Origin of the sequence: Kitasatospora sp. NPDC052896, from assembly GCF_044547075.1 — a bacterium.
Lineage (GTDB): Bacteria > Actinomycetota > Actinomycetes > Streptomycetales > Streptomycetaceae > Kitasatospora.
The window spans coordinates 68400-92781 of sequence record NZ_JBITZU010000026.1 but is presented as its reverse complement, the minus strand read 5'-3'; the positions used below and the strand labels follow the sequence as shown (position 1 = coordinate 92781).

24 protein-coding genes and 2 pseudogenes are annotated in these 24382 nt (G+C 70.7%); 15 read left to right on the top strand and 11 right to left on the bottom strand.

Annotated features, from left to right (window positions below):
• Positions 1-453 precede the first annotated feature (453 nt).
• Positions 454-936, bottom strand: a complete 483-nt coding sequence (locus tag ACIGXM_RS32065; RefSeq protein ID WP_396567123.1) for a DUF4232 domain-containing protein — start codon at positions 934-936, stop codon at positions 454-456.
• A gap of 557 nt (positions 937-1493) precedes the next feature.
• Between ACIGXM_RS32065 and ACIGXM_RS32060 the strand changes: the two genes are divergently transcribed.
• Both ACIGXM_RS32060 and ACIGXM_RS32055 read left to right on the top strand, forming a co-directional pair.
• Positions 1494-1709 carry a hypothetical protein gene (locus ACIGXM_RS32060; RefSeq protein WP_396567121.1) on the top strand — a complete coding sequence of 72 codons (216 nt, stop codon included), beginning with the start codon at positions 1494-1496 and terminating at the stop codon, positions 1707-1709.
• A 171-nt stretch (positions 1710-1880) separates the two neighbouring features.
• The gene (locus ACIGXM_RS32055) at positions 1881-2714 is read left to right on the top strand and encodes an alpha/beta fold hydrolase (protein ID WP_396567119.1); all 834 of its coding nucleotides are present in this window, start codon (positions 1881-1883) and stop codon (positions 2712-2714) included.
• Positions 2715-3255: 541 nt separating this feature from the next.
• Here the strand turns inward: ACIGXM_RS32055 and ACIGXM_RS32050 are convergent.
• Both ACIGXM_RS32050 and ACIGXM_RS32045 read right to left on the bottom strand, forming a co-directional pair.
• The gene (locus ACIGXM_RS32050; protein ID WP_396567117.1) at positions 3256-4596 is read right to left on the bottom strand and encodes a sensor histidine kinase; all 1341 of its coding nucleotides are present in this window, start codon (positions 4594-4596) and stop codon (positions 3256-3258) included.
• Positions 4593-5279, bottom strand: coding sequence for a response regulator transcription factor (locus tag ACIGXM_RS32045; protein WP_396567115.1), 687 nt, complete (start codon positions 5277-5279; stop codon positions 4593-4595). Before ACIGXM_RS32045 ends, ACIGXM_RS32050 begins: the two co-directional genes overlap by 4 nt.
• A 185-nt stretch (positions 5280-5464) precedes the next feature.
• On the opposite strand from ACIGXM_RS32045, the gene ACIGXM_RS32040 reads away from it, so the two are divergent.
• The 3 genes from ACIGXM_RS32040 (at position 5465) to ACIGXM_RS32030 (ending at position 8754) form a co-directional block, all read left to right on the top strand.
• Positions 5465-5794 (top strand): hypothetical protein, encoded by a 330-nt coding sequence (locus ACIGXM_RS32040; protein WP_396567113.1) that lies wholly within the window; start codon positions 5465-5467, stop codon positions 5792-5794.
• Positions 5795-5986: 192 nt separating this feature from the next.
• Positions 5987-7618, top strand: coding sequence for an alpha/beta hydrolase (locus tag ACIGXM_RS32035; protein WP_396567111.1), 1632 nt, complete (start codon positions 5987-5989; stop codon positions 7616-7618).
• Positions 7619-8217: 599 nt separating this feature from the next.
• Positions 8218-8754 (top strand): EF-hand domain-containing protein, encoded by a 537-nt coding sequence (locus ACIGXM_RS32030; protein ID WP_396567109.1) that lies wholly within the window; start codon positions 8218-8220, stop codon positions 8752-8754.
• Between the two features lie 93 nt (positions 8755-8847).
• Here ACIGXM_RS32030 and ACIGXM_RS32025 read toward each other — a convergent pair whose 3' ends face one another.
• From ACIGXM_RS32025 to ACIGXM_RS32015, 3 genes are all read right to left on the bottom strand, one after another.
• A complete protein-coding gene (locus ACIGXM_RS32025) occupies positions 8848-9099 on the bottom strand; it encodes a hypothetical protein (RefSeq protein WP_396567107.1) in 252 nt (83 codons plus the stop codon).
• Positions 9100-9139: 40 nt separating this feature from the next.
• Entirely contained in the window at positions 9140-9400 is a 261-nt protein-coding gene (locus ACIGXM_RS32020) for a hypothetical protein (RefSeq protein ID WP_396567105.1), read from the bottom strand.
• A 69-nt stretch (positions 9401-9469) separates the two neighbouring features.
• Complete coding sequence (locus ACIGXM_RS32015) at positions 9470-9718, bottom strand: FAD-dependent monooxygenase (RefSeq protein WP_396567103.1); 249 nt, start codon at positions 9716-9718, stop codon at positions 9470-9472.
• A gap of 27 nt (positions 9719-9745) precedes the next feature.
• Here ACIGXM_RS32015 and ACIGXM_RS32010 point away from each other — a divergent pair, with 27 nt between their 5' ends.
• A complete protein-coding gene (locus tag ACIGXM_RS32010) occupies positions 9746-10642 on the top strand; it encodes a hypothetical protein (RefSeq protein WP_396567101.1) in 897 nt (298 codons plus the stop codon).
• Between the two features lie 333 nt (positions 10643-10975).
• The gene (locus ACIGXM_RS32005; protein WP_396567099.1) at positions 10976-11152 is read left to right on the top strand and encodes a hypothetical protein; all 177 of its coding nucleotides are present in this window, start codon (positions 10976-10978) and stop codon (positions 11150-11152) included.
• A 168-nt stretch (positions 11153-11320) separates the two neighbouring features.
• Here the strand turns inward: ACIGXM_RS32005 and ACIGXM_RS32000 are convergent, their stop codons facing one another.
• Positions 11321-11626 (bottom strand): DUF4193 domain-containing protein, encoded by a 306-nt coding sequence (locus tag ACIGXM_RS32000; RefSeq protein ID WP_396567097.1) that lies wholly within the window; start codon positions 11624-11626, stop codon positions 11321-11323.
• Positions 11627-11905: 279 nt separating this feature from the next.
• Here ACIGXM_RS32000 and ACIGXM_RS31995 point away from each other — a divergent pair, with 279 nt between their 5' ends.
• A complete protein-coding gene (locus ACIGXM_RS31995) occupies positions 11906-12181 on the top strand; it encodes an isoamylase early set domain-containing protein (RefSeq protein ID WP_396567095.1) in 276 nt (91 codons plus the stop codon).
• Between the two features lie 200 nt (positions 12182-12381).
• Here ACIGXM_RS31995 and ACIGXM_RS31990 read toward each other — a convergent pair.
• Positions 12382-12931, bottom strand: a pseudogene (locus tag ACIGXM_RS31990) (TetR/AcrR family transcriptional regulator C-terminal domain-containing protein).
• A gap of 68 nt (positions 12932-12999) precedes the next feature.
• Between ACIGXM_RS31990 and ACIGXM_RS31985 the strand changes: the two are divergent.
• From ACIGXM_RS31985 to ACIGXM_RS31975, 3 genes are all read left to right on the top strand, one after another.
• A complete protein-coding gene (locus ACIGXM_RS31985; protein WP_396567093.1) occupies positions 13000-13335 on the top strand; it encodes an FAD-dependent monooxygenase in 336 nt (111 codons plus the stop codon).
• Positions 13335-13895: a transposase gene (locus ACIGXM_RS31980; RefSeq protein WP_396567091.1), complete on the top strand. Its 561-nt coding sequence runs from the start codon at positions 13335-13337 to the stop codon at positions 13893-13895. The genes ACIGXM_RS31985 and ACIGXM_RS31980 overlap by 1 nt, the downstream gene beginning before the upstream one ends.
• A gap of 279 nt (positions 13896-14174) precedes the next feature.
• Complete coding sequence (locus ACIGXM_RS31975; RefSeq protein ID WP_396567089.1) at positions 14175-15047, top strand: GyrI-like domain-containing protein; 873 nt, start codon at positions 14175-14177, stop codon at positions 15045-15047.
• A gap of 237 nt (positions 15048-15284) precedes the next feature.
• On the opposite strand, the pseudogene ACIGXM_RS31970 reads toward ACIGXM_RS31975, so the two are convergent.
• Positions 15285-15745: pseudogene (locus ACIGXM_RS31970) on the bottom strand (IS5/IS1182 family transposase); the annotation flags it as partial.
• Positions 15746-16626: 881 nt separating this feature from the next.
• Between ACIGXM_RS31970 and ACIGXM_RS31965 the strand changes: the two are divergent.
• The gene (locus tag ACIGXM_RS31965; protein ID WP_396567087.1) at positions 16627-17301 is read left to right on the top strand and encodes a hypothetical protein; all 675 of its coding nucleotides are present in this window, start codon (positions 16627-16629) and stop codon (positions 17299-17301) included.
• A 306-nt stretch (positions 17302-17607) separates the two neighbouring features.
• Here the strand turns inward: ACIGXM_RS31965 and ACIGXM_RS31960 are convergent, their stop codons facing one another.
• A complete protein-coding gene (locus ACIGXM_RS31960) occupies positions 17608-20472 on the bottom strand; it encodes a ricin-type beta-trefoil lectin domain protein (RefSeq protein WP_396567085.1) in 2865 nt (954 codons plus the stop codon).
• Between the two features lie 475 nt (positions 20473-20947).
• On the opposite strand from ACIGXM_RS31960, the gene ACIGXM_RS31955 reads away from it, so the two are divergent.
• Together ACIGXM_RS31955 and ACIGXM_RS31950 are read left to right on the top strand one after the other, a co-directional pair.
• Complete coding sequence (locus tag ACIGXM_RS31955; protein WP_396567083.1) at positions 20948-21922, top strand: hypothetical protein; 975 nt, start codon at positions 20948-20950, stop codon at positions 21920-21922.
• A 259-nt stretch (positions 21923-22181) separates the two neighbouring features.
• Positions 22182-22661: a hypothetical protein gene (locus tag ACIGXM_RS31950; RefSeq protein WP_396567081.1), complete on the top strand. Its 480-nt coding sequence runs from the start codon at positions 22182-22184 to the stop codon at positions 22659-22661.
• Between the two features lie 423 nt (positions 22662-23084).
• Here the strand turns inward: ACIGXM_RS31950 and ACIGXM_RS31945 are convergent, their stop codons facing one another.
• Positions 23085-23657 carry a TetR/AcrR family transcriptional regulator gene (locus tag ACIGXM_RS31945; protein WP_396567079.1) on the bottom strand — a complete coding sequence of 191 codons (573 nt, stop codon included), beginning with the start codon at positions 23655-23657 and terminating at the stop codon, positions 23085-23087.
• A 120-nt stretch (positions 23658-23777) separates the two neighbouring features.
• Here ACIGXM_RS31945 and ACIGXM_RS31940 point away from each other — a divergent pair, with 120 nt between their 5' ends.
• Positions 23778-24218, top strand: a complete 441-nt coding sequence (locus ACIGXM_RS31940) for a nuclear transport factor 2 family protein (RefSeq protein WP_396567077.1) — start codon at positions 23778-23780, stop codon at positions 24216-24218.
• Positions 24219-24382 lie beyond the last annotated feature (164 nt).

Sequence of the window (24382 nt, the reverse complement as noted above, 5' to 3'; positions counted from 1 at the left end):
CCCGGGCCCCCCCCGCGGCCGCCCCCCCCCCCCCGCGCCCCCCCCGCCCGCCCCCCCCCCGCGGCGGCCCCCCCCCCCCCCCCCCCCCCCCCCCCCCACGTCCGGTCCAGGCAGAGCACCAGGTTGTCGTCCCCCCGCATCACCAGGTATCGGTGGTGTGTAGCAGCGTTCCGACCCGGTACCACTGCCCTGTGCGGTGACGCCCTTCGCAGACACTCCTTCTCAGCCGATCCGCAAGCCCCTCGAGGGCTCCCTCCACTCCTGAGACGCACTTTGCGACTGGCTGGCCGGTCTCGTGTCGTGCCAGGGCGGTAGAGCTCCTGGGCACGGGCGGAGAGTCGACGGGCCCGTCCTGGTGCAGGCGCAGGAAGTGGTCCAGCTGCCACGGCGCTGACGCCCCCGCAGGCCCAAGCTCACCCTGGTGCGGTAGCGGATATCCGACCTGGGTTTGGGTCACCGCGTGACGGGGCCGATGGTCAGTGCGTGGATGGCCGGCCCCGCGCAGTGCTGGGTCCTCCAAGGGACGAAGAGCGGGTCGTTGGAGCCGGGCGGGTAGACCTGCAGGCCTCCCACGGGTGTGAGCTGGCACTGGGCCGGATCGTAGCCGCCGGCGCCGTTGCTGTCGTGCAGCACGGCGTGGGCGCTGCCGTGTGGCGTGAGCGTGACAGTGGAGTACGGCGCGCCGGTGCGGTCGGCCGGATTGCCGACTGTCAGAGCCCCGCCGAGGACGGGGAGGAAGGAGACACCCGGGTAGCCGGAGAGTGTGCACGGGTGCTCGCTGGTGTTGGTGAGGACCAGCGTGGCGTCGATCTGGCCGGCGCCCGCGCTGACGTCAGTGAGCGAGCCCTGCAGGCCGTTGGTTTCGCAGGCGGACATCAGCGAGCCACTCGGGCTCGCGGTGCCGCCGGGCGCGGCGGCGATGGCAGTGGGTGCCACATCCGTCGTCGCGGCCGCACCGGTGGTAGCAGGCGCGGCGCCGGTCGGCGTCGCTGCCGAGGTTCCGGACTCTGCGCTTGCTACCCCCGATGTCGTCGGCGCCGGCTGTGAGGATTTGGCGGGCGACGACGTGCAGGCCGTCAGCCCCAGACCCGCTATCCCCAGCGCGGCAATCACTCTGACGGTTCGATTAACCATCGGGGTCCCCCTTCCAACCGGCCGATCCGCGGCCGTCTCGTGCAGCCGTACCCAGTGGCCGGACTCACCGTATGCCGCTCCGGGCCGGCTCGGGCCCGATGGACCGGGCTGTGCCGGAACCAGGCCGATCTCGTGACAGGACCGGGACAGCCTGCTTCGACCAGCCGTGGCGGCACCCGACGAAGCGGGGCACCATGCGAACGGGCCGCGCCGGAGGACGGCGGCCGACAGCCCATCGCGCCGCACCGTCCGGACATGCGGTCAGGTCGTGTGACCGCATGTCCAGACCACCATGGGCGTTGCCGAGGAGCACGGGAGGCGGCGCGCCGTTTCGGCGCGGGTGAGCCGGCCCGGCTGCGGTGGCCCGGCTCGACGAGACCACCGACCGGCGCACCGGGTGGATCTCCGACAGCAAGTCGTTCACCCTCCTCGGCGAGCGCACCGTCCAGGTCCGGGGCACCTCCGGCGACCAGGGCCTGATCAAGCCCGGCACGATCGTCGACACCGAGGCCATCACGACGCGAGCTATTGTCAACGGCATGAAGCAGACCCCTTCCTCCGCCCGTCCGGCCTGAACAGCCCCGCGGTACAAGCCACCGAAGTCCCCTGTGCGACAGGGGAGTTGTTTCCCGGCGCCAGGAAGCAGGGGTGGAGGGTGTGGGGGCTTCCGGGGTCGCGCCGGTCGCGGGTGAGCCGCTGCCGTGTGGCCGATAGATCTCCGTATGTGACCAGCAAGGAGTTGAGCGATGACGATCTTCGAACCGATCACGGGCCGCTATGTCGCGGTCAACGGTGCACGCACCTACTTCGACGAGGCCGGCGAAGGCGTCCCGATCGTGTGCATTCACCCGGGGGCCACGGACTCCCGGATCTACCGGCACCTTCTGCCGTTGCTCGCTGAACGCGGATATCGCGCGATCGCGCCCGATCTTCCCGGGCACTGCCGTTCCTACCCGGCACGGTGGCAGCCGGGGACTTCCATTCACGACCACGCCGAGTTCGTGCACGCGTTCGTGCGCACGGTGTTGCCTGGAATCTCGCCCTTCGTACTCGGCGCCTCTGTCGGAGGCCTGACGGCACTGGATCTTGCCGCTCACCACGGAGAGAGCTATCGAGGTGTCGTCGCGATGCAAGCAGCGTCGTGGACACCGCTGTCGGCCGAGGCTGCCGCGTTGCTGGCAGGTCGGACAAGCGCGCCCGATGCCGGCTGGACGGATCACCTCGAGTATGCGGCGGTGACCTCGGCGAGCAAGAAGCTGACAGCCGAGCAGGAAACCGAGCTGAGGTGGCTTCAGCGCAGCACCTCCCAGCAGGCCGGTCAGTTCGACGGTCAGGCGTGGGCTTCCCACGATCTGCGCGGCCGGCTCGGCGATGTGCGGTGTCCGGTCCTGCTCGTGCAGGGCACCGACGATTTCTTCGTGCAGGACGAGCTGGTCGATGACACGGTCGCCGAGATGGGCTCGGCGGCCCAGTTGCTGAGGGTGCCTGACATCGGGCACTACCCGCCGCTTGAGAATCCGGAGTGGGTCGCGCAGGTCACAGAGACTTTTGTGAAGCAGCTGACGGCAACGGCGGACTGATCGTTCGCCCTGGCCGCCTGTTTCGCCACCCTGGGCCTTCGCCCCGGCGCAGGCCGCCGACCTGCGCTGGGGAGTTTCACCGGCCGGTTACGTAGGACGGCGTTGGGTGCTCCGTTCGGGCGGCGGGGTTCGGCGGCATAGCGCGGTGGGCAGAAGCTGCGGCATGACGACACCCATGACCAGGCGCCGCCGTCGCCGCCCGAACGCGTCCACCGTCCCCGCTCCCACTGCTCCGGTCCGGGCCGCGAGGCCGCCGGCCATGGCCCGGCCGAGCGTCGGGTGTTGCCGGACCTGGTCCAGCGAGCACTTGACACCCGGAGGGCTGGTCGTCCGCACGACCTGGCACGAGCCCGCGTGCCCGACCTGGGCCCGTCAATGACCACCAGCGCGGAGACCGGGCCGGTCCGGGGGCGGGTGTGCGCGGTGCTGGTCCACGGCAGCCGGGTGTGACCGAAGGTTGACGACCCAGCAGTTCGTCTCACCGAGGATTGACCTCGCAGGGCTTCGCGGCGGCGCGCCTTGGGGCTGCCTTGGGGCGCGGCTACTCAGGGGAGACGGTCCTGGCCTGTGGTGGGAGGCGGAGGGTGAAGCGGGCGCCGCCGCGTGGGCTGGTGTCGACGTCGAGGGTGCCGCCGTGGGCGTGGGCGATCCAGGAGGCGATGGACAGTCCGAGACCGGTGGAGCCGGAGCCGCTGTGGAAACGTTGGAAGAGCGAGTCGGCCAGGGCCGGGGGTATGCCGGGGCCGGTGTCGTCGACGGTCACGGTTCCGTCGGCGGCGACGGTGAGTTCGACTTCTGCGTGCCGGCCCGGGGCGTGGCCGTGCAGGAGGGCGTTGCCGAGGAGGTTGGCCACCGCCCGTCGGATCAGGTCGGGATCGGCGTTCACGACGACCGGTTCGGTGTGTACGGTCACACGGTGCTCGCCGGTTTCGCTGTCGTCGACGACCACCTCGACGAGCTGGTCGAGGCGCAGCGGCTGGCGGGCCAGGGTGCCGACACCGGCCATCAGCCGGGCCCGGGTGAGCAGGCCGTCGATCAGGTCGCCCATCCGGGTCGCCAGGCGCACGGTCCGTTCCAGCGCGGCGGCACGGTGGGCGTCGTCGCGCAGCGCGGTCTCCGCGAGGCTGCGCAGCGAGGCGGTGGGGGTGCGCAGGTCGTGGGCGGCGTCGGCGAGGAACTCCTCCTGTTGCTGCAGTGCTGTCAGGGCCGGGCGGATCGCCCGGCCGGAGAGCAGGTGCCCGGCCACGGCGGACAGGGCTACCAGGACCGCGCAGCCTGTCACCAGTAGCAGTGCCAGTTTGCGGTGCTCGGCCTGGCTGCTGGTGGTGTCGCCGGCTGCGACCACTGCGCCGGCCGTCGATTGGCCGCTTGCTCCTGTGTAGGGCTGGGCGAGTAGCCAGATCTGGTGGCCGTTCTCGCCGCGTACCTCGACCTCGGCGGCCGATCCGTCCCGCATCGCTGTGGCGGCGACCGCTTCGAGGTCCTCGGTGCGGACTCGTACGCAGGGTTGGCGCGGGGTGTAGGCGATGGTGGGCTGGTCGGCCGTACCGGTCACCACGGTCACCGGCGGGCACGAGGTCTCCATGGCGTCCAGCAGATTCTGTACGTCGAGTCGGCCGTTGTCGTCGAAGCTCACATACGGGACCGTCTGGCTGGCCTGGAGGTTGAGCGTGTCGTCGAGCTGACTGCGCCAGGAGTTGTCGTCGGTGTGGATGGCGAACGCCGCCAGGGCGATCAGTCCGACCGCGCTGGTCAGCGCGAACAGTGCCGTGAGCCGCCGGCGCAGGCGCCGGATCCGGGCCGCGGCCGTCATCGCCGGCCGCGGTTGTCGGCGCAGGCGCAGGCGCAGGCGCAGGCGCGGTCGCCGGGCTGCGGCGCTCATCGCCGGCCGCTGTCGCCGGCGGTGGGTGGTGCCAGCCGGTAGCCGACCCCTCGGACCGTGTGGATCAACGGCGGGTCGCCGAGCTTGCGGCGCAGCTGGGAGACCAGGACCTCGACGACGTTGGAGTTCGGCTCGGCCATCTCGTCCCAGCACTTCTCTATGAGGTCGGCGCGGGGTACGGCCTGGTCCGCCCGGGCCGCGAGCAGCTCCAGCACGGCGAACTCCTTGCGGGTCAGGACGAGCAGCACGCCGCCGCGGTGCACCTGGCGGCGGGCGGTGTCGATCTCCAGGTCGGCGAAGCGCTGCACCGGGGGCCGGACGGCTGTCGCCCGTCGGCACAGGCTGTGCACCCGGGCCGCCAGCTCGGGCACCGCGAACGGCTTGACCAGGTAGTCGTCGCCGCCGACGGCGAACCCCTCGACCCGGTCGGCGACCGTGTCGCGGGCGGTGAGGAACAGCACCGGGACGGTGTGCCCGGCGCGGCGCAGCGCGTGAACGAAGTCGACGGCGTCCCCGGAGGGGAGCATCCGGTCGAACACCGCGCAGTCGTACTCGGTGACGAACAGTGCCTCGTCGGCGGCCGGCAGATCGGCGACCTCGTCGACGGCCAGCCCCTCGCCGCGTAGTGCCGCGGCTACCGCGAACCGCAGGTCAGCATCGTCTTCGACCACCAGTACTCGCACGGCGGTCAGGATAGCCCGGTCCGCCGTCCCGCCTCGGGGCCGCCCTCATCAAATCCTCAGCTTCCCTCAGGAATCCTCCAGTGACGTGACGGCGGAATCGAACAGGAGGGAGCCGGGCAGTGCGGTGGTCGGTCCGAGGGATACGTGGGCGCGGCGGTGTGCGGCGCCGTGGGACGCCTCCGGGCGTGGGCCCCCATCGCGCCCCGGGGATCGGCCGGGCCCGGCCGGTGTCCTCGCTCCGGCTGCGGTGGGCCGCCGGGGTGCTGGCGCTGCTGACCGTCGCGGCCGCGGCGTCGGACGTGGGCGGCCTGGACCAGCGGGGAGCGGTCCAGCAGATCCGCAGGGCGGTCAACGCCGTGGGCCTCTCCCAGGCATCCGACGCCGTGGGCTTGAAGCGCTGGTTCAAGGAGGCCCGAGAACGCCGCGGGCACCGGGCCGGCCACGCGCACCACACCGGCCGGCGTGCGCCGGCCCGGACCGGAGGCGGGCCGCCCCCCGAACGACTACCGGAGTAGCCCTCGCGGGCGGGGAGCCCGCACCTGCTCGCTCCCGTCCGGGCGCTCGCCCCGACGACGGGCCTCACGGCCTCCCGGCAACTGGAGCAGAAGGAACCACACAGGGCCGCCTCCGCGCTCGACGCCACCGGCCCGCACGCCCGCGCCTGCGCGCCGCGAAACAGCTCTGACCAAAACCGACGGAGTACCCCCATGAAGCACCCGACCATCAAGCGCGGCAGCCTGATCCTGGCCCTGGCCGCACTCGGTGCGACGACACTCGCAGGCTGCCACCGCACCACAGAGGACGCGTCCGTGCAGCCCGCCGCCGCAGCACCAACGGTCGATCCCGCCGAGCAGAGCGCCCTGCAAACCTTCTACCAGCAGAAGCCGACCTGGACACCATGCGGCGAGCTGCAGTGCGCCACGCTGACCGTCCCCATGGACTACGCACACCCCGAGAACGGCCAGACCTTCACCCTGCCACTGGCCAGGAAAGCCGCGGCGGACCCCGCCCAGCGCATCGGATCCCTGGTCTTCGACCCCGGCGGCCCGGGCGAATCCGGGGTCGGCCAGCTGAAGGACGGCGCGCTCTCGTCCTTCAGCGAACGGACCCGCGCCCGCTTCGACATCGTCGGCTTCGACCCACGCGGCGTGGCCGGCAGCAAGCCGGCCATCGACTGCGGCCCCTCCGACGCCACCGACCAGGACCAGCCCGCCTCCGACGACACACCGACGAGCGTGTACCCGACGACCGATGCCGAACGCAACGCCGCGCTCGCGGACGCCGCCCGGCAGGTCGCCGCCTGCAAAGCCCACAGCGGGGCGATCCTGCCGCACGTCGGAACGCTGGACGCCGCCCGCGACCTGGACGTGCTACGCGCCGCCCTCGGCGACGACAAGCTCAGCTACCTCGGCTGGTCCTACGGGACCTACCTCGGCACCGTCTACGGCGAACTGTTCCCACACCGGGTACGCGCACTCGTCCTCGACGGAGCGATGGACCCCTCACTCACCTGGTCCGAACAGACCCTCCAACAGGGCAAAGCCTTCCAGAAGGCGGTGGACGACTACGCCCAGCAGTGCGCCACCGTCGCGCACGACGCCTGCCCCGCCACCACCCCCGACGGGATCCGCAAGGTGATCACCGACCTGTACGCACGGACCTCGAAACACCCGCTGCGCATCAAGGGCACCACCGAACGGCTCGACGAGAACCTGCTGCTCACCGCCGTCACCACGTCGATGTACACGCCCGAAGCCCAGTGGCCGGACCTGTCCGAGGCGCTCCGCGCCGCACACAACGGCGACGGAACGAAACTCGCCGAACTCGCCAGCCCCGGCATATCCACCCAGGACAACAACTCCGATGACAGCCCCGATGACAGCCCTGACGCCGGATCCGACCTGAGCGACACCGCCGAGCAGGCCCCCGACAACTCCTCCGTCGCCATCACCGCCGTCAACTGCCTCGACCAGCCGCACCCCAGCGACCCGCAGCCCTACTGGGACCTGATGGAGCGCGCGAACAAGGAGGCCGGCGCCATCGGCACCTCCACCGTCCTCGCCGAACTCACCTGCAAGGACTGGCCCGCCGGACAACAGCAGCCGCACCGCGTCCATGCCGACGGCCTGCCCCCGGTCCTGGTCGTCGGCACCACCGGCGACCCGGCCACGCTCTACCCGTGGGCGCAGAGCCTCGCCGCCCAACTACCCGGCGGCATGCTGCTCACCTACAACGGCCTGGGTCACACCGCCTACGGCCGCAGCAACGCCTGCGTCACCGACGCCGTGGACGCCTACCTCACCGACCTCAAACCGGTGCCGAGCGGAACGACCTGCTGATCCGAATCGGACCAACACGTTCCCGCACGCTGGATAGCACGCTGATCCGTCTCGACGCCGTGCCCCGAGCCCGTCCAGCCGGCTGGACCGGCGAGCGCGCCGACCACGGCGCGCAGCGCCCGGCAACGTTCGGAGGGCGGCCACCCCCCGAGGGGATGGCCGCCCTCCAGCGCATTGTGACGGTGGCAGCGGCACCGCGCCGACCACAGGTGCCAGCCTCGGCCGGGACGGCTTGGTGGGGCAACGCCTCCCCGCCCGGCGCGGGAAGTGAGCGCCGTTCCGGTTATGCACTGTCAGCACCGTGTCCTACGGCGACGGGCCAACTGCACAGAGCGCCGTCCTGGAAGGAAGGCCGATGGAGACGAACAAGCCGGGCGGGCCGATCTGCCGCCCGAGGTCGCGCAGCTGCGCCAACGTGCCACACGCCGCGTGGGTCGGATCGAGCTCGGCTCGTCATCAACTGTCACTCGGGCGGGTGGACACGCCCGCAGGGGGGCGTTGATCGTTGCCTGAGGGTGTGTGCCCGGGTAGCCCTGATGCTCGTGGTGGTCTGTCGCCGGCGCCTGGTCGGCCCCGCCCGTGACGAGAGGACGCCTTGGATGGGTATTTCGATCGCCGGGCGGCACATGAAGCTGTTCGACGCCGCGGAACGCAACGGCACGCTGGAGTGGGGTGACCTCCAGACCCTGGTCGACCGGAGGGTCCGGGACTGCAGCCTGGCGAGGGGCAGTGCGGAAATCCTGAAAGAGGGCTACGAGAAGGTGTTCTCGGAGTTGGTCAGCCGTGCCGGCGGCGCCAGCAGGCTGAACCGGCTGCAGTTCGTTGAGGCGATGCGCGATGTCACCAGCGATGGCAGCGGCATGAACGCGTTCGAGTCCTTGGCGAGGAACGTGTTCGATGCCGTGGACCGCAACGAAAACGGCCAGGTGCGCAAGGACGAGTTCGTGCGCTTCGTCAGGGACACCACCCCCGGAACCTCCGAGGACCAGGCGCTGTGTCTCTTCACCCAGCTCGACACCGACGGAAAGGGCGTCATCGACCACCAGGAGGCGATCAGCAGCGTGCGCGAGTTCCTCACCAGCCTCAACCCGAAGAGCATCGCGGGCGGCGTCTTCGTCTACCTCGGCGTGGATTAGCGACGGAGGCGGACAGGGCTGGGCCGGCCCCAGCAACTCCGCCTGCCGGTCAACTTCCTTGAGGCGCCCGTCAAGGTTCGGTGGGAGCGGTCATCAGCGGCCGGGCGCGGCGTCGTCCAGGGCGGCGACCAGGCGGGCGTGGACGTCGACGGCCGTCTCGCGGGTGACCGGGTCGGGGTCCTCCAGGTGCGCGGCGATCAGCTCGGCGGCCGCGGCGAGCACGGGTACCGGGATGGTGGCGGTGCGCAGGTGGAGCATCTGGGCGGCGGCCCGCTCACCGGGGGTGGCGGCCTGGTGGGCGGTGGGGATCAGGGAGTGCAGGCCGCGCGGCTGGGAGCTGGTCACTGGACTATTCTCCCGGGTCCGGCGCGGCCCTGGTGCCACGTCAGGTCCCGGCTGCGGCCCGGCCGGCGGCCACCGCCTCCGCCAGCGCTTCGGCGAGTGCCGGAAGGTCCCGCCCGATACTGTTCAGCACGGTGGTGGGCATCGCGGCCGCCAGCGCGGCGGCGACCAGGGCGGTCCGCTCACCCGGCGTCAGGGCGGGCCGGGGGGCGACCGTGCGGGCGCCGAGGATCACGTAGCCGTCCAGGCCGTCGCGCAGTTCCTCGCTCAGCTTGCCCTCGCGGCTGCTTCCCGGCCCGCGCAAGTGCCTTGAGGCACTGAACCTTCGTCCCCCCGGCGGCGGCCCGCGCGGCCGACCGGATCTGACCCGCGTTCAGGAGGCAGACCGTGACCTGGACCGCTGTGACGGGGGCGCCGCCGTCGGGGTGACTGCGGGGGCGTCGGCGACGCCGGTGTTGAGGCCGAACGCACCCAGGGGTGCCACGGTGTGGGCTGCGTCGCCGACCAGGAACACGCGGCCGACGGCTGAGGACACCCAGGCGACCGAAAGAAGCGGTGGGCAGGGCAGTGTGACGGTGAGTCGGCCAGATGGTGTAGGAATTCCATGCACGACGCACACCATCCGACACACCTCTGGGGGGATTCGCTCATGCGCGGATCGATTCGCACGGCACTCGCCGGCGCGGTGGGCAGCTGCCTGCTCGCCGTCCTGGCACCCACCGCCGCCTCCGCGGCCACCACCAGCACGACCACCCCCGCCCCGGTCGACTGCGCCACCCCGCCCGGTGGCCGGACGGACGCCGTCCGACTGGCCCCAGGCCAGACGCTCTACCCGGGCAAGAGCCTGACCAACGGCACCGAGAACCTCACCATGCAGGACGACGGCAACCTCGTGATGTACCTGCGCGACGCCGACGGCCACAACGGCCCCGCCATCTGGAACAGCGGCACCTGGGGCCACATCAACGCCGAAGCCCAGATGCAGCAGGACGGCAACCTGGTCATCTACACCAGCCCCGACATGGACTACCGCCCCATCTGGAACACCGGCACCTGGGGCCACCCCGGCTCCTGCGCGGTCCTCGGCGCCAATGGCGACTTCCAGGTGATGAGCCATCAGAAGAGCGGCACCGCGCTGGTCATCTGGCACACCGCCACCGGCCAGCCCAACCCCGGCGACACGGACCCGACGCGCCTGCAGGCCGGGGCCGCCATGGGCCCCGGTGACTGGCGCGCCTCCCGCACCACCTGGCTGGTCCTGCAGGGCGACGGCAACCTGGTCCTCTACCGCAAGAGCGACAACGCCCCGCTCTGGAACACCGGCACCTCGGGTCACAAGAACCCCGTGGCGACCATGAACGCGGACGGCAACCTGCGACTCGTCTGGGCCGACAACGGACCCGACTGGGGCATCACCGGCAGCACCAGCAGCAACACCTCGGGCAACCCGGGCGCCACCGCCGTGGTCCAGGACGACGGCAACTTCGTGATCTACCGCACTGACGGCAAGCCCGTCTGGCAGAGCGGCACCTGGGGCAAGGCCTGATCCAGGTGGTCCGGGTACGTGGCTGGTCGTGAGTGAAGTCCACGCCCGCAGCTCTACCAGCGGTGGAGCTGCGGGTATGGCGGATGACACCAGCATCAAGGTCTCCAAGGAGACCAGGAAACGGTTGCGGCTCCTGGCCGGTCAGCGCGGCACGACGACGCGTGACCTGGCCGGGCAGCTCGCCGCGGACACGCCGACCGAGGAGGAGCTGCGGGCCCGCGGTGAGAAGGCCCGCCGCTACCTGCGCGAGCAGATGGGCATTGAGGCCACTGAGGAGGCGATGGCCGCCTCCGCCCGGCTGCGCGCCGTGATCGTGGAGCGGGGCGCGGCCGCGTGGTCCCAGCCGTCCCGGACCACACTGCCCTGCTCGCGTTGGGAGCCGGCTATCCGGCGTTGTCCGGGTTCGTCGTGGACGCGGCCGAGGGCCGGGCGGCTGTCCACGTCCCGGCGCTGTGTCTGGCCGCGGCCGAGGCCGGTGTCGACCCGATCGACCCCGGCAAGATCAGCTGATCCGGGCCACGACCGGGATCGGGCAGCCGGTGAGAAACGCGAGACGGGACAGCGCCACCACAGCTTCTGGCTGCTTCCCGCTCGCGGGCTCGCGGGGCCGAGGCCGGGAGAAGACGACCCCGGCGGCCGCCTCTCCCGGACCCCGCGCCCGGCCGGTTGGTGCCTCTGTCAGGCCGTGGAGGCGCAGTCGCGGCAGATGGGCTGCCCGTTCTTGTCCTCTCCGGCGAGTTGGGCGCGGTGGTGGACCAGGAAGCAGGTCATACAGGTGAACTCGTCCTGTTGGAGTGGTACGACCCGCACGGTGAGTTCCTCGCCCGACAGGTCGGCGCCGGGGAGCTCGATGCCTTCGACGGCTTCGGTGTCAAGGTCGACCGCGGAGCCCGTTTTGTCGTCGTGCCGGCTCTTCAGTTCTTCGATGCTGTCGTCGTTGGAGTCGTCGCCGGTGTTGCGCGGGGCGTCGTAGTCGGTTGCCAAGGTGGTGCCTTCTCGTCAGCGGGCGGTCGGGGGAGAGGATCAGGGGCCAGCTTGCCCTGTCGGTGCGGTGTCGGCACTACGCGAGGTCCGCTCGGATAGGGCCTTTCAGCTTCGCGGGCTGCGGCCGACGCCGTCATCTGCGCAGCGCCTGGCCGGGGAGTGGGCGCATGGGCTGAACGGGTGGCCGCCGACGCCCGGCGTCGTGCGGCTGCCACCAGTCGACCGGACGTGGCGCCAGGATCTGGACGCAACCACTCGTCCCTTGAAGGAGCCGACGCCATGTTGGAGCGCACCCGAGGCAAGAACGCCACCGAGGTCACCTTCCTGCTGCCCGCCGATCACCCGCACGGGCAGGTGAGCGTCGTCGGGGACTTCAACGACTGGACGCCCGGCGCCCACCCGCTGGCTCCCCGCGAGGACGGCATGCGGTCGGTGAGTGTCACGATCCCGGCCGAGACGCGCGTTCGCTTCCGCTACCTCGCCGAGGACGGTCTCTGGTTCGACGAGCTGGAAGCGGACGGTCACGACGGGACCAACGGATACCTGCACACCTGACCGATTCTCCGGGGCGGCGCCCGCGAGGCCACCTACCGGGCCCACCAGACCACCGACATCGGCCACCGCCGCCTGGCCGATACCGCCGCGGAACCGCTCTACACGCCCTCGACCGCGCCGGCCTCCACGCGCTGACCGACGCCGACCCAACAACCGCGGCCCGGTCGGAGTCGGCGTACGTCGCATGGACCGTGGGGTGGTCAGTGCGGGAGCAGGGTCGCCTGGACGCCGGCCAGGACCGCTTCCAGGCCCTGTTCGAAGCCTTGGTCGAAGTCCTGGAACATCTCGCGGCCTGCGGTCACCGCGAGTGGGTAGGCGGCCAGGCGCTGTGCGCGGGCGTTCAGGTCGTACTCCTCGGTGTCGTCGAAGGGGCTGGGGCCCATGGCCTGCTCCTCCACCACGTGGCCGATGGTGTGGGTGCAGCCCGTGTACCAGGCGCGGGTGGCCGCGCCCAGGGTGAAGCCGGCCCGGGTGAGCGGCTGCAGGCCCGCCTCCAGGCTCGGCGCGTAGGGCGTGTCCGTGAAGCGGGCGCCGCTGTGGACGCGGGCGCCGTCGCGGTAGCACAGCAGCTGGGCGCGCAGAGTGCGCATCGTGAGGCGGTAAGTGCCAGTAGAGCGCGGGCGCCTTGGCGTCCAGCTCGGTGGCGATCGCGCGCAGTGTGAGGCCTCCCGGGCCGATCTCGTTGAGGAGCTTCAGTGCGGTGTCGGCGACCAGCTGCTGGTCGAGTTTCGGGGTTCGTTGCGAGGTCACGACTGACAGCTTAACGATGTTAAGTACAGGCTGAGCGGCAGCTGGCTTAACGACGTCAAGGAGCTTCCGTGCCCCTTCACACCGACCTGTCGGTCGACACCGAGGTGCTGATCGTCGGCGCCGGCCCCACCGGTCTCGCGCTCGCACTCGACCTGGCCCGAAGTGGCGTCGCCGCACGCCTGGCCGAGCGGGGCGGCGCGCTGTTCCCCGGCTCGCGCGGCAAGGGGCTCCAACCACGCACCCTGGAGGTGCTGGACGACTTCGGCGTGCTGGCCGAGATCCGCGCGGCGGCCGGCCACTACCCGGCGAACCTGTTCTGGAAGGATGACGAACCGCAGCGCACGAGCCGGATGTACGACGAGACGAACGAGCCCCGGAGGCCGAGCCCTACCCCGGCACACTGATGCTGCCGCAGTGGCGCACCCAGCAGGTACTCCACGAGCGGCCGCGCGAGCTGGCCGACGCCGTGGTCACCTTCGATGCCCCGCACTCCCAGAGCGCCCACGCCCGCTTCCTGGTGGAGGAGAAGAAGGCCCACCACATCGCCGTGATCAAAGGGAACCAGCCGCTGCTGCACCAGTACCTGAAACAGTTGCCATGGCGGGACGTTCCGCTGCTGGGCAAGGCCCGCGCCACCGCACACGGTCGCGACGAGATCCGCCGCATCAAGACCGCCACCGTCGCCCGCGGCCTCGCCTTCCCCCACTCCGCCCAGGCCGTGCAGATCGTGCACCGCGTGCGCGAGCACTGGGGCATCGAGATCAAGATCCACCGCGTCCGCGACACCACCTTCGCCGAGGACACCTCGCACGTGCGGACCGGGACCGCACCACGGGCGATGGCGACACTGCGCAACCCGGCCATCCGCGCCCTCCGCCTGACCGGCTGCGACAACATCGCCGCCGGCCCGCGCAAGCACGGTCGAGACGCCACCCGACCGCTGGCCACCCTCGGCACCACGTGATCAAACCGGACAGAACCCCTGAACGACGCCGCCCTGCCGCTTCAACACCCCGCAGATCACGTAGGCGCCACGAGTTGATGCGCGCTGGTCGTGGCGAAAGCGTTGGAATCAAGGCGTGGTGAGCAACGGTCGTGTCGGTAGATGTCGCGCAATCGGCGGCTCGCCCGCAGGTCCTGAACCGGTGGGCCTGCCGCACCCGACCGGAGCGGGCACAGGATGTCGGGTGCGGCAGGCTTGGTCCTTCCTAACGTCAGTGATCGAAAGGGAAGGAGGCCGGGGTTGCTGGATCGGCTGAACCAGGCCATGGAGCACATCGAGGGCCACCTCGATCAGCACATCGAGGTGGCCACGCTGGCTCGGATCACGGTTACGTCGGAGTACCACTTCCGGCGGCTGTTCTCGTCACTGGCGGGGATGCCGCTGTCGGAGTACATCCGACGTCGGCGGCTCACCGTCGCGGCGGCCGCAGTGCTGGCCGGGGAGCCGACCTTGCTGGAGATCGCGATCCGCTACGGCTACACCTCGGGGGAGGCCTTCGCCCGGGCGTTCCGTGCCGTGCACGGCGTCGGTCCCGGCGATGCCAGGCGTACCGGCGCGGCTCTGAACTCGCAGCCCCGGCTGTCCTTCCGCCTCACCGTCGAAGGGAACAGCACCATGCGGTACCGCATCGTGGAGAAGGAAGCATTCCGGGTCGTCGGCAAGAGGGCCCGCGTCCCGCTGATCTACCAGGGCATCAACCCGCACATCGCCGAGCATATCCAGAGCATCTCGCCGGAGACGATGCTGCGGATCGTCGGCTTCTCGGACCAGGACCCGGAGGGCGTGGTGTCGGCGACCGTGCGCCTGTCGGACGGCTTCGAGGAGGGCAGCGAACTCGACTACTACCACGCCGTGGTGAGTACTGCCGCCGATTTGCCCGAGGACCTCGACGTGCTGGACTGCCCGGCGGGCACCTGGGCCGTGTTCGAGAACACCGGGCCGTTCCCGCAGGCGCTGCAGCAGATGTGGGGTGACGTGGCCGCCCAGTGGATCCCGTCCAACCCGTACGAGTACCGTCCGGGGCCGGAGATCCTGCGCACCCGCCCGTCGCAGGACGACCCGACGCAGTCCGACGCGCAGCTGTGGATCCCGGTGACCCGCACCGCGGTCTGAGCCGGGCGCCAAGTGAACGTTCTGGGGGCGAGGCGCCCGTCCCTGGAACGTGCGGATCCTTGGCTCATAGGCCCAGTGGCACCGCCTCGGCGGGGCACTGCGTGGCGTGAATGCGGGGCCGCGGGTCCCGTTCGAACGCCGCTGAGGGAGGACGCACGCCAGACCAGCACAGGAGTGTGAGGCCCGGCGGTGACCGATTCAGACGCGATGGACCTGATCCACCTGGAGGACCCGGATGGCGACCACTGCATCGTGCGCATCACCGGCCGGTTCCAACCCGGTGTGCCGAACGAGCCTGCCTGTCGGACCGGTGATGACCTGGTGGTTCACGCCGTGGCGGCGGTGCTTTCCGGAGTAGTCGGCGCGGCCGTCGCCGACGCGGTCGCACTCGGCGGGGGTGCCGTCGACCAGCACGTACTGCGGGTTGGTGTTGCGGAGGGCCTGGGTCAGGCGGGGGCGTGGCGGGCGGGGAGGTGGGTGGCCCGGTGGACGTGGGCGTGGGTGGTGACGTCGCTGATGCGGAAGCTGGCGGCGATCTGGGTGAGGGTGTCGTGCTTGTGCAGGTAGACCGGCGCGACCGGGGCTCGCTGGGAGGGGCGGAGCTTGCACGGTCGGTCACGCTCCCGGGTGACGATGAGCATGGTGACCCACTCAACAAGCGCGTGCGGCGGGTCCAGTGCGGCAGGACAGATAGCCAACAAGGCTCCCTGAATGGTTGGTTGAGACGTGAGACATCTCGCTCAGCCGCCCGGGAACCTCGTTCGTTCTGCCCTCACAGCGACCGCCCGGCCGTCACCCGATCGGTGTCTGCCCCGAAGGAGCTCACTGACGCTCCCACCCGCACCATCGCCCGGCCGCCGCCGCGTCCCTTGGGCGGCGGCCGCCAGGCTCGCCCAGGCCCCGCTGCCGGTAGCCCCGCAGCGTCCGGCGGCCAACTGGTGCACGCGCCGCCCACGGTTGCGGGCTCGTGTGATCGGCCCAACCCTTCTCGAACGGCGGTGCCTGCCTCCTCGGGGTGGGCACCTGGACGTGTCAATCGAGGGCGTTGAGACCGTCGTAGACGCGTACGAGGGCGGTGAGGCCGACCCCCTGAGTGTCGAGGGTTCTGATGATCTCGGTGGGGCGTTGGCGTTCGAGGTGGAGGACGGGTTGGGGGTGGGGGAGGTCGGGCGGGGACGCCGGCTTGGTCGGCGCGGTCCCAGGTGGCTTCCCAGCCCGGGTGCCGCGGCCCTGACGCCGTAGGCGTACAGGTATGCGATGAAGTGACGCCGGTGCAGGTGGCCGCGGCGGCGGAGAGGTCGGAGTTTGTCGACTCTCGTGTCTTTCCGCGATCACTGTCGTGTCGTGTCAGCGAGTCCACCCGCGGAAGCATAAAGTCATATTCTGATCACAATGAGTGGTATGCGGCTTGGCGCCTTCGCCCACTGGTCTGGCGGGGCCGCTCCTGCGCGAGGCGGAGACGTCGGTGTTCAGACACGGGAGAGAGCGGGCTGGAACAAGCCGCGGCACGGGAGGCATGGGCGGCATGTTTCGATCGTGGCCTTGGGTGTGGGTGCGGGCCCGCAAGGCGGGAGTGGTCATGATGGCCGCCCTGGCCGTCCTGGCAGTCGTCCCGACCACAGTCCGGACCGCCACGGCCCAGCGCGCCCACGTTGCCGGTGTCAACGACAGCACGGTGCCGGTGATGGACACCGCCACCGCCACCGGCCTCACCGACCCCGGCGGCACCGTCACCACCGGCCCCAGGGACACCGGCGGCACCAGCAGTACCGGTCTCACATTCACGATCATCCCGGCCGGCCAACCCTCCCTGACCATTGCCAAGACCCACGCGGACACCTTCACCCAGGGCGAGGACGGCGTCTTCGTCATCACCGTGGGAGACGCGATCACGGCCGGTCCGACCAATGGCACCGCGGTCACCGTCCACGACACCCTCCCCGCAGGTCTTTGGGCCGACCGGATCACTGGGAGGGGATGGCACTGCTCCCGGTTCACCCTCACCTGTACCCGCAGTGACGTCCTGCCCGCCGGGCGCAGCTACCCGCCCGTGATCCTGAAGGTCGACGTCTCCTGTACCGCCCCTGCACGGGTCACCAACGCCGCTACCGTCACCGGAGGTGGTGACACCACCACCCACACGGCCACCGACACCACCTGGATCAAACACCACGAGCACCACGGCCACGACGGGCACGACGGGCACGACGGGCACGACGGGCATCATGACCACTGCGATCGCCATGACCACTGAGAGCAGTCATCCTGCGTGGGCGTAGTGGTGCGCTCTGGGGGCTGTCACCCGCGGGTTGGCGGCGTCCAGAGGGCCCCGGGGCGGCCAACCAGCTGGGCGGCTGGGAGCAAGGGTGGTCGGCCGGGCCAGCCGCCGTGGTCTTCGCCATGACTGACGACCTCGGCCGGCCCCGGACGTCTGGGTGGACCAGCGCGGGTGTATTCGGATCCGGATCCTCGTGGTAGGCCGCGCGGTTGGCTGGACTGCGGCGAACGACGGCGGGGGCATCCGGTCGCCCGGAGGCCACCCCCGCCGGGTGGTCACTGGTCAGTGGCCGGGCAGGAGCGGCACCATGCCCTCGGACTGCAGGGTGTCGTAGTCGGTGTGGCTGGCCCACAGCGCGACACCGTCGGCGTCGTACACGACCAGGTTGCCGTCCTGCTGCAGGACCAGGTAGGCGCCGGAGTGGCCCCAGGTACCGGTCGACCAGAGCGCCTGGTTGCCGCTGCCGTGGACGACGAGGTTGCCGTCGGTCTGCATGTCGGCCCAGGCACCGGGACGGCCCCAGGTGCCGCTGGCCCAGACCACGCGGTTCCAGGGCGTGCTGAACAGCACGAGGTTGCCGTCCGACTGCATGGTCAGCTGGCTGGGGATCGGAGCGGGGACGTTGCTGATCGAGTCCCCGGAGTGCAGCACGCCGCCCGCGCGCACCACGGTGCCGCGCTTCGGGGCGTCGGTGTTGGCGGTGCCGGTGGCCCAGAGCGGCCGGCCCTGGGTGTCGTAGAGAGCGAGGTTGAGGTCGTTCTGCACCACCAGGTGGGCGTTCGGGTGGCCCCACGTGCTCGCGCCCCACAGGGCGTTGTGGTTGGCGTCGTAGAGCACCACGTTGCCGTCGGGTTGCATGGTCGCGGTGGCCCCGGGGTGGCCCCAGGTGCCGGTGCTCCAGCGGACGTTGCCGGTGGCCTTGGAGTAGAGGACCAGGTTGCCGTCGGTCTGCATGACCAGCCGGGCGGCCGTGGAATTCACCGTGTCGCCGGGCTGCAGGGTGGTACCGGAGGCGACCGAGGTGCCCCAGGCGTCGACACCGCCGTAGTAGGTGCCGGTGGACCACAGGGCCTTGCCATCGGCGTTGTACGCGACCAGGTTGCCGTCCTGCTGCACGACCGTCCGTGCGCCGGGCTGCTGCCAGGTGCCGCTGGCCCAGAGCGGAGTGCCGCTGGCGTCGGAGAGGACGAAGTTGCCGTCGACCTGCATGGCAGCGGTGGCCCCCGGGTGGCCGGCGGTGCCGGAGGTCCACAGCACGTGGCCGGCCTCCTGGTCGGCCAGCACCAGGTCTCCGTCGGTACGCAGGGTCAGCGTGGTGCGGCCGTCGGCGGCGGCCACCATGTCACCGCCGTGCAGCACGGTGCCTGCGGTCAGCGCGTGCCCGGTGGTGTCGTACGCCGGGTCGTAGGTGCGGGAGGACCAGATCGGGTTGCCTTCGGCGTCGCCCAGCACCAGGTTGCAGTTGTCCTGGACGGTGAGCGTGACCCTCGGGTTGTTCGACTCGCTGGTCCCGGTGGACCAGATCACGTTGTTGCCGCTGTCGTGGACCTCGAGGGCACCGGTGGAGTCCACCAGGATCCGGCTGCCGGGATGGCCTGAGGTGCCACTCGACCAGATCACCTGACCGGTCTTCAACCTGGTCAGCACCGCGTCGCCGTCGGGCAACAGCTCGAAGCGCGCACAGGCCGAGTACAGCACGGTGCCGCTGAAGATCCAGCCTCCGTCCGCCGAGGCGGACGGGGAGGCCAGGTTGCCGAGCGCGACCGGAGCCGCGAACTGGGCGAGCCCGTTCACCGGTGCGGCGCCCGGGTACTCCTCGAACGCGCTTCCCCCGTAGCCGGTCGGAACGACCAACTCGGGGTAGCCGTCGCCGTAGAGGTCCCCCGGCGACGCGTAACCGGCCAAGGTGTAGCCGTTGTTGTTGCCGGAGGTGTTGGTACCGACGGGCAGCACGGCCGTGGTGGCCGGCAGCGGTCCCGGGGTCGCCGAATTCGGGTCGACGATGCCCCAGCGCTGGTCCGCGGCACCGGTGCAGGTGCTCAGGGAGAGCGTGTACGCGTCGTCTGGCGTGGCGTCATCGGCCGTCAGGCACTGCCCCGTCGAGGTGGCCAGCGCGCCGCCCGGACCGGCGGTCCACCTCTGCGAGACCCCGCCGTCGCAGCCTGACAGCTGGACGAGGGCGGCACCAGGCGCAGCCATGCACAGGCCGCCGGCGTGCACGCCGCCGTCGGAGCCGAGCAGGAACTGCTCGGGCGACGACCCGCAGGATGCGTCGGCCAGCGAGCCGAGGTAGACCGTCAGGCAGAGCTTTTCACCACTGTCGGACTTGGCAGCGCTCTGCAGTGCGTTCACGACCGGGGCGGCGAGCTGCTTGACGGCGGTGCCGTCGGCGTTGAATGCCAGCGGGTAGCTGGCGATCGCGCCCGTGACGGGCTCGCGGGCCCACAGGGTGGGCGTGCCGGCCACCGAGCCAGGGGCCATCAGCGTGGTCGCGGACCAGTCGCCGGTGCCCAACGGAACAGGGTCGCCGAGCAGCGAGCCGGCCTTGCCCGGGTAGTACCAGAGCCTGCCGTTCTCCACCGTGACGACGTCCGGCAGACCGTCGCCGTTGTCCACGCCGTTGGTGGCCAGCACCTGGGTGGTGGAGTTCCAGGTCGGGTCGTAGCCGGCGCAGTCGGCACCAGTGGCGCAGCCGGCCGGCTTGGTGACCTTGACGGCCTTGTCCGGGTGCGTGAAGCGACCGGGCGTACCACCGGAGTCGGCATCGTTCGGGTACGCGTACAGGGTGTGCGTGACGGGACTGAAGACATACAGGCCGTCGGTCTTCGTGCCGGTCAGACTGCCCCGGTCGCTGACCTGGTACTGCGCCCAGCTACGCCCCTCAGGGCTCTGCCCGGCGGTGGACGCGGTGTACGGCGCGCCATGGGGCGGCAGCACGACCAGGTTGTTGCCCTGCGCGTTCACCAGGTCCGGCGAGCCGTCGCCGTCCACGTCGCCGGCGACGCCGGTACCCGACGCGGCGGGTTTGGCCTCCGCGAACGCCGGTGCGGCGCATGGCCCGGCCACCAGCATGGCGACCGCGGCCGCCGCCGCGAGCCTTCGGTTCAGGCCGCCGAGGCGGCGCGGGGCGCGCATGCGCTCCCTCATGTTGGGTTCCTCCCCGAGGAATACCGCCGCCCGATGGGCTGGCGCAGAAGTCTGCGGCTGACTCTTGCCCGTGCTGGGCGCAAATGGTGAAGATCCAGCCAGCACGGAGACTATCGGTCATGTGTTCGACGCGGCAACGGGGTTCCGGCTCGCACGCCCGCACCGGTCCGTCCACCTGCCCGCACTGGCCCGGGTGGTGCCCGCTCACCCGCCTGCGGCGGCAGGCAACGGGCGTCGGTCGAGGCGTCAGGCGCCGCGGCGGGACGCAGCACCGTCGAGCGGCTGACGCGCGACCTGGGCATCCTCGGTGCCGTCCACGGCAAGCGCCCGGGCAGGGGCCGGCCTTTCGACCCTCATCGTCGCAGCACTAGGCGTGACTCGATCTGCGCGACGGGCTGCTACTTGACGCACGCCAGCACCGGGGATCGCCTCTAGTCTGATGCCGGGTCAGAGGTGCGAGGGGAGCTCATCACGCATGGCCGTCGAGAGCGAGAACGTCCAGAGACTGCAGGAATGGCTCGCCGTTGGCGGCCCCGCGCAGTCCGTGAATGCGGCCGCCGAAGTGCTGGCAGAGAAGCTTGCCGTGGTGGCGTTCGATGGAGAGCGGGGGTGGCCCGAGCGAAGCGATCGGGTCGATGCCTACCGAGATGTCCTGCGGGCTCGATTCGCCGACGACTCCGGCAGTGAGTACCAATTCGTCGAGCTCACCTCCCTGGAAGCCGACCCCGGCATTCTCGTCGACTGGTTCCTGCCCATCGTCCTTGGATGGGAAGTGCGGGACCCGCTCGAGGCGGCTGACTCCATCGGGAGCGATGGGACTGACCCGGGGCTCTACAACCCGAACTGTGATGGAACCCCGGGCACCGAGTACTACCGCTTCGACGACGACACCCAGGAGTACCTGTACGCCGCGACTCCCGACAGCCAGGAGTGGGCGACCTACGAACAACGCCGCTACGCCGAACCGGCCCGGCATGACGACTACGGCCTCGACTACCGCTACGACCGCAAAGACGGCGCTCACCAGTGGTACGACGTGGCCACCGCAACCTGGCAGGACCAGACCTGGGCCGACGCCTTCACGGCCCAGGGCGGTGCACCGGGCGCGGGGGCCTCCGTGGACGACCCCGCATTTGCGTGGGACGACGAGTGGGGCATGTTCTACCGTGCCGCCCCCGGCGGCGGACACGAGTTCGCCGACGCCCTCACCCCGGGCGATGAAGCCAGCGGCTGCAGCGGAACATGGCTCAATCGTGACCAGGCCCTGGCACGCCGGGCCGAGGAAGCCCCGCCAGAACCCCGCGGCCAGGACCGCGAATCGCTGAAGACCGAGATGCGTTCGGTCGCCGCAGCCATTCTCGACGACGATCCGAGCCTCAAGAAGAATCTCACCAAAGAGGACATAGAAGAGATCATCGCGACCATGGCAGCCGAGCTGACCGACGAATAGCAGACAGGAGAGGTAAAAAGTGTCCAGCCCGTCGGGATCACCGAGCAACTCCAACGCGGCGGCGCCTGCCTATGCCGGACGACTCCGGGCACGTTTGCAGGCTGCCGGGAACGCCGCCGTTGCAGGGACCGCACGGACCCCCGTGCTCCGGGCACATCCGGACGGCCCGGGGAGAGAGGGTGACTGCGGCTATTTCGTGCGCAGGCGCCGGTGGCAGGTCGACAACCCCGTGAACGGCGGAGGCGTCATCATTCAGCATGTGACCCGGCAATTCACTGTGGAGCGGTACAACGCCGGCATCTGGGTCGCCCTGAACAACGCTCAGATCGACGGCTACGTCAGAGATCCCCGCTCCCTTCCCCACGCCACGGAAGTCCAGTACTGGGAGGCCTGGATCGTCCGCAGCGACGGAGGGGTCGTGCACGGCACGGACGAGTTCACCTTGTGTTCCATCATCCCCGGCGACTCGACCACCGCACCGAACAGCACCAGGGGGACCTACAGCATCACGGGTGATGCCTGGTACATCCCCGCCACCAACTACACCAGCGCCCCCTCCACCAGTGCCTCGGACACCTATCTTCGCGGTCTCGGCTTCGCCACCCTGCCGAACCACCCGGCCGGCGTTCTCCTGGCCACAAGGAACGACCCCAACGTCACCTCAGCCTTCCGAGTCACGCACACCGTGACAGTGACCTGGGACAGCACACAGGCGGACAGGACCTCCCGAGTGACGTGAGAAGCGCGAGGCATCCGCCCGCACCGCCCGCGTGTCACCTGTGCTCGGGCGCTGCGGGAGTTTTCGTCTGCCGCCAGGACCCGGTTCGCCGGGTCTGGATAGCGATCGAGTAGTCGGCAGCAGGGGCCGGGTTGGTCATCCGTGGGGGCGTCCTCCCAAGCTCGTCGACGTTTGCCCGGAGAAAGGACAAAAGCGGCCTGCTGGTGGGGAGGTTCGCATGGCGTGCGTCGGGGTCTCCGACCACTCCGTGGAGGCCGGCTCCCGAGCTGACGGCCTGTCTTTGGGAAGCGGCGCAGGCGTCGTGGCGCGGGCGAGTGCTCGGGCAGTGGTGCGATGGGAGTGCGACCCGCGAAGCGAGACCAACTCGCTCGATCGGGCCAAGGTTCACCACGGTCTAGGAGGCGAGCGCGCGTGAGGGGGCGGTCAGCGTGGCCGCAGCCCGTCGAAGAGCACCGCGAAGATCCGTTCCCGGGCGGCCGCGTCGTCCCCGAGGTGCTCCATCGTCGTGGTCGCACCGATCAGCAGGGCGACGAGCTCCGGCGGGCCCAGCTCCGGGCGGACCGCCCCGGCGCGCTGCGCTCCGGCCAGGAGTTCGGTGAGCTGTGCCCGGATCGCCGCGCTGGCGTCTCGCAGGGTCGCGTGCGCGTCGACGCCGGCGGCGGCGAGTGCCTGGGCGAACTCGTTCTTGCCCGCGGACTGCTCGACCACCAGGCGGAAACAGTCGAAGAACGCCTCGGCGGGCGCGGACTCGCCGGGCAACTGCGCGGCCAGGGTGGCGATCGTCTCGAGCTTGCGCACCATCACGGCTTCGAGCAGTGCCTCCTTGGTCGGGAAGTGCCGGAACAGCGTGCCGACCCCGACCCCGGCGGCCCGGGCGATCTCCTCGGTCGGCACGCCGACGCCGCGGGTGGCGAACACCTGCGTGGCGGTGTCCAGCAGCCTGGCCCGGTTGCGGGCCGCGTCCGCCCGCAGCGGGCGTTCCTGGGTGCCGCTCATCGCTCCCACCCTTTCCTGTCGGTGGCGAAGCCACACTGGACAAACGGAGTAGCTAGTCCGTATCGTCGAAAGCGGATTCGCTAGTCCGATTCTAGCGACGGATCCCGCTGGGGGTTGATCATGTCCGAAACGCTGTCACCTCGTGAGGTCTTCACGAAGCTGCTCGACGGTATCGGTGGGGGGCGGTTCGCGGAGCTCGCGGACCTCTACGCCGAGGACGCCGTGGTGGAGATCGTGTTCGCGCCGGTCGGACCGCGCCGGTTCGAGGGGCGGTCCGTGATCAGGGAGCGGTTCATGGAACTCGCCACGAGCGTCCCCGTGGAGCTGACCCCGGTGAACGTGGTGATCCGGGAGACCGACGACCCGGAGGTGATCATCAACGAGTGGAACCACCAGGTGCGTCACCGGGCGACCGGGCGGACCTACACGGCCGCCAACATCCAGGTGCTGCGTGTCCGCGACGGCCTGATCGTCAGCAGTCGGGACTACCACGACCATCTGGCCCTTGCCGTAGCCGGCGGCAACCTGCCGCAGCTGGTGGAGGCACTGGACGGCAACTGACGCAGGTCGTCAGCGGCCGCGTTGGCGCAGGCGTCGCCGGGCCCCCGGCCTACCGCTGACTCGCCCGTCTGCCCGCCCGGCCAGGCAGCCCGCCGGGATCGCACCCACCGGCCGAGCCGCTCGCCCTCGAACGCGGTCTCCAGCGGCAGCTGTGCCCAGGCGCG

Coding starts and splice junctions, on each gene's coding strand:
- ACIGXM_RS32055 (WP_396567119.1), top strand. CDS start 1,881: ATGACGATCTTCGAACCGATCACGGGCCGCTATGTCGCGGTCAACGGT.
- ACIGXM_RS32050 (WP_396567117.1), bottom strand. CDS start 4,596: ATGAGCGCCGCAGCCCGGCGACCGCGCCTGCGCCTGCGCCTGCGCCTG.
- ACIGXM_RS32035 (WP_396567111.1), top strand. CDS start 5,987: ATGAAGCACCCGACCATCAAGCGCGGCAGCCTGATCCTGGCCCTGGCC.
- ACIGXM_RS32030 (WP_396567109.1), top strand. CDS start 8,218: ATGGGTATTTCGATCGCCGGGCGGCACATGAAGCTGTTCGACGCCGCG.
- ACIGXM_RS32015 (WP_396567103.1), bottom strand. CDS start 9,718: ATGGTGTGCGTCGTGCATGGAATTCCTACACCATCTGGCCGACTCACC.
- ACIGXM_RS32010 (WP_396567101.1), top strand. CDS start 9,746: ATGCGCGGATCGATTCGCACGGCACTCGCCGGCGCGGTGGGCAGCTGC.
- ACIGXM_RS31995 (WP_396567095.1), top strand. CDS start 11,906: ATGTTGGAGCGCACCCGAGGCAAGAACGCCACCGAGGTCACCTTCCTG.
- ACIGXM_RS31980 (WP_396567091.1), top strand. CDS start 13,335: ATGCTGCCGCAGTGGCGCACCCAGCAGGTACTCCACGAGCGGCCGCGC.
- ACIGXM_RS31965 (WP_396567087.1), top strand. CDS start 16,627: ATGATGGCCGCCCTGGCCGTCCTGGCAGTCGTCCCGACCACAGTCCGG.
- ACIGXM_RS31960 (WP_396567085.1), bottom strand. CDS start 20,472: ATGAGGGAGCGCATGCGCGCCCCGCGCCGCCTCGGCGGCCTGAACCGA.
- ACIGXM_RS31955 (WP_396567083.1), top strand. CDS start 20,948: ATGGCCGTCGAGAGCGAGAACGTCCAGAGACTGCAGGAATGGCTCGCC.
- ACIGXM_RS31945 (WP_396567079.1), bottom strand. CDS start 23,657: ATGAGCGGCACCCAGGAACGCCCGCTGCGGGCGGACGCGGCCCGCAAC.
- ACIGXM_RS31940 (WP_396567077.1), top strand. CDS start 23,778: ATGTCCGAAACGCTGTCACCTCGTGAGGTCTTCACGAAGCTGCTCGAC.